Source organism: Gluconobacter sp. P1D12_c, from assembly GCF_018812105.1.
Lineage (GTDB): Bacteria > Pseudomonadota > Alphaproteobacteria > Acetobacterales > Acetobacteraceae > Gluconobacter > Gluconobacter oxydans_A.
In genome coordinates this window covers 1-484 of record NZ_JACSIQ010000374.1, presented here as the reverse complement: position 1 = coordinate 484, position 484 = coordinate 1, and the positions used below count along the sequence as shown (strand labels likewise).

At 51.9% G+C, this 484-nt stretch carries 1 pseudogene; it reads right to left on the bottom strand.

Annotation, left to right across the window (positions count from 1 at the left end):
* Positions 1-315, bottom strand: a pseudogene (locus KP705_RS17240) (hypothetical protein); the annotation flags it as partial.
* Positions 316-484: the final 169 nt, after the last annotated feature.

Sequence of the window (484 nt, the reverse complement as noted above, 5' to 3'; positions counted from 1 at the left end):
GCGGGTTAGCATGATCTGTCCGGTATGTGGGAACAGGTGGTCGAACAAGAGCGTCCAGACGTCCACGGCCTTCATTGGACGTTTACTGTTCTTCATTAGCCACAAGGTGACAGCACGGTTCTGTGCGGGACGGATCATAACAAACGGCTCCGTTGTTCCGGGGGCTGGGGTAGTAATGCGTTGAACGGTGACCATGACCCGGCCAAGGGCATCATGGTCAAAATCGGGATTGTCAAAAAACGGCAAAAGGGCTTGGCGAACCTGTTCGGCCTGATCTTCACGAAGCCGATCTTTTGGGGTCTTGAGACGGGTCATGTTCCGCATGTGGGAAACCTCTGTATGAGTGCCGAATAGGTCGCACACTGTGCGACTTTATGGTCGCACGTGGTGCGACCTAATGGCAAGCCATTTTTGGCGGTTCCCCAAGGGAAAAGGATGATCGGTAAAACCCTAGATATAAATAAGATAAAATCTCTCTCTGTAG